Annotated in this window: 2 protein-coding genes and 1 pseudogene; all 3 read right to left on the bottom strand. The window is 73.9% G+C overall.

All coding sequences use genetic code 11. The features are described from left to right. A partial coding sequence (gene cas3 / locus ACIN94_RS32695; RefSeq protein ID WP_400714881.1) for a CRISPR-associated helicase Cas3' occupies positions 1-1889 on the bottom strand: 1889 nt, incomplete at its 3' end. Continuing rightward, positions 1886-2554 (bottom strand): CRISPR-associated protein Cas5, encoded by a 669-nt coding sequence (gene cas5 / locus ACIN94_RS32690; protein WP_400714878.1) that lies wholly within the window; start codon positions 2552-2554, stop codon positions 1886-1888. The genes cas5 and cas3, both read right to left, overlap by 4 nt. Beyond that, positions 2551-2784, bottom strand: a pseudogene (locus ACIN94_RS32685) (type I-B CRISPR-associated protein Cas7/Cst2/DevR); the annotation flags it as partial. The pseudogene ACIN94_RS32685 and the gene cas5, both read right to left, overlap by 4 nt.

The raw sequence follows: 2784 nt of genomic DNA, 5'->3' as shown, positions 1-2784 counted from the left end.
CCTGTCTCGACGGGCGGGCGGGGATAGACGCCGTCGGCGACGTCCTCGCCGCCTCTGCGCCGGGGAGCGAACGCGGCCGGATGCACGACGACGTCGGCGGGTGGCCGGGCCGCGATGCGGTTGACCCGGCCGAACCGCTGCAGCAGCGCCTCCAGCGGCGCCGCCGAGGTGAACAGGCAGTCGAAATCCACGTCCAGGCTCACCTCCACGACCTGGGTCGCCACCACCAGTCCCGCCTGCCGGGGCCGGCCGACCCCGAAGCGGTCGCCGATGGCCCGCTCCAGCGCCGACCGGTCCATCCGGCGGAACCGTGAGTGCAGCAGGAAGGCGGCGTCGTCGACCTGGGGCGCCAGTTCTGCGAACAGGTGCTGGGCGTCGGCCACGTTGTTGGCCACCACGAGCACCGCCTCCCCGGCCGTGAGCCTGCCGCTGATCTCCGCCATGGAGTCCGGGTCGGTCAGGTGCCGCCCGCGCAACGCGAGCCGGTGCCGCAGCGGGGCGTCCACGACGGAGGCTTCGACCGGGTGCACGTCCCGCTCGACCAGTACCGTGCGGAACAGGCGGGTCAGGGCGTCCGGCAGCGTGGCCGACAGTACGGCGATGCGCCCGCCGAGCCGCTCCCACAGCCGGGCCGTCGCCAGGATGTAGCCGAGCCGGCGGGGATCGTAGGCGTGCAGCTCGTCCAGCACGAACACCGAGTTCGCGGCGTCGATCAGCGTCCCCGAATGCGCCGGACCGGCCAGCACACCGCGCAGGAGCTGGTACGGCGTGCCCACCCGGACGGTCTCCCGGAACAGCCGGGTCGCCGCCGCCCGGGAGACGGCCTTCCGCGCGGCCTCGGCCTGCTCGTCCTGGCCGTCCTGCGGGCAGATGGCCGTGGCCAGATGGTAGGAGGCGGCGCGCGAGTGCATCACTCCCACCAGCGTGCCCTCACCCAGCAATCCGCCCAGCCGCCCGGCCATGGCGTTGATCGACGCCAGGTAGGGCAGCGTGAAGAAGACCCTCGGCACGCCGCCCGTCCCGGCGCTGATCGCGGCGGCCTGCGCCGCCGCCCACAGCAGCCCGCCCTCGGTCTTGCCCGAACCGGTCGGAGCCCGCAGCAGCAGATGACCGTCCACCGCCGCCGCCTCCCTCTGGTGCGGGCGCAGACTCCGGCCCTGCCCGGCGAACACCTTCTCCAGCAGTGACCGGAACCCGGCGTCGAAGGGCTGGTGGGTGTGGAGCACACCGTGGGCGGAGGACACGTGGTCGGCCAGTGTGACCGCCCCCTGCAGCAGGACCGCGGTGAGTCCTTCGTCCGGCGAGGCCGGCAGCTCCCACCGCTCCAGCAGCCGCTCGAACATCCGCCGTGCCTCACCGACCACGTCGGGTCCATCCCAGGCAGGCCGTACGGCGGGCAGTCCCGCTGCCGCCGCCGTGGCGGCGAGCCAGCCGGACAGCTCGGCGGCCACACCGCCGGGGATCGGCTGGAGCCGTTCTCGCCATTCCTCCTCCGGCGCGCAGCCGTACGCCTCGGTCAGCGGACCCCGGCCGCCCTCCAGGTTCCGATGGTGGGTGGCCACCCCTGTGGCCACCCAGTCCAGCAGGCGTTCCTCGCCGATCAGGCCGGGCAGGAAACCGAGCGAGACGACCTCGTGCCGCTCGCCCCACGACCGGATGGTCCCCTTGAGCATCGCCTGGAACCCGGCCGGGATCTTCCCGGCGTCGTGGCACAGCGCGGCCAGGCAGACCGCCGGCCAGAACAGCTCCTCGGTGACCCGCTCCAGCAGGGCGACCCGTCCCACGCGTCGCCGTAACGCGACGGCACCCGCCAGCGTGGCCGACAGATGAGCGGTGAGCCTCTCCTGGGGCGCGCTCTTGGCGAGCATCTCCCGCAGCTCCACGGTCACGCCCCCTCGACGGTGAGTTGCCCGGGGTGAACCGGCGGCAGCAGCACCACCGCCCGGCCTTCCGCGTCCGACCAGCCGGAGGGGACCGCCGTGTCGCTCCGTGCGGAGGCGTCGAAGTGGTAGCCGTCCCAGCGGGTCCGGTCCCGGTTCAGCGAGATCGCGGTCGGCAGCCGCAGCAGGCTCCCGGCCGGCGAGGGAGTGACGCCTTCCGGCAGGAGAGCCGAGCCCTGGCGGCCGGGACCGGTACGCAGTTGGACGCGGCGGGTCGCCAGCCCGACCAGGTCCTGGCTCCGGCCCAGCCGCAGCGGCCACACCGGTCTGCGTAGCCGTCGCCCCCACAGGTCGACGTCACCGGTGAGCCAGACCGTGAGCGTGACGTCGGCCAGGAACTCGCGTTCCCGAGGGGTCGGGTCGGCCTTCTTCCCGGTGGCGTCCAGCGGATGGTAGGTCTCCAGGTCGGCCCCCTTGCCCCTGGCATGGAACGCCATCGCGAACCGCGTCCCCGGGTCGACGGCGTCCCAGCCTCCGGCCGCCGCCGCGAGCATGCCGCCGACCGTCGCCGGGGGCGGGCACGGCAGCGCCACCTGCACCCCCGCGTACAGCGGGTTGCGGAAGGAGACGATCGGCGCGGTCACCGTCACCTCCAGCGCCTCGACCGTGGTCATGCCTTGGGGTCCTCGAACCAGGCGTCCCGCTCCCCCCGCTCGATCTGCTCGGCCAGGCCCCCCAGCAGCACCCGCGGATGGTCGATGACCAGCCTGCCGGCGGTGACCAGGTCGGCCAGCTCGGAACGGACCTGCTCCCGCTGCTCGCCGAGGAATCCCGGCGCCCAGCCCAGCAGCACCGGACCGTCCAGCTCATCGGCCCACGCCTCGATCTCGGCACGGAGCACACC

Source organism: Streptosporangium sp. NPDC087985 (genome assembly GCF_044741965.1).
Taxonomy (GTDB): Bacteria; Actinomycetota; Actinomycetes; order Streptosporangiales; family Streptosporangiaceae; genus Streptosporangium.
Note: the sequence above shows the minus strand (reverse complement) of the source record. Positions and strands in the feature narration are given on the sequence as shown.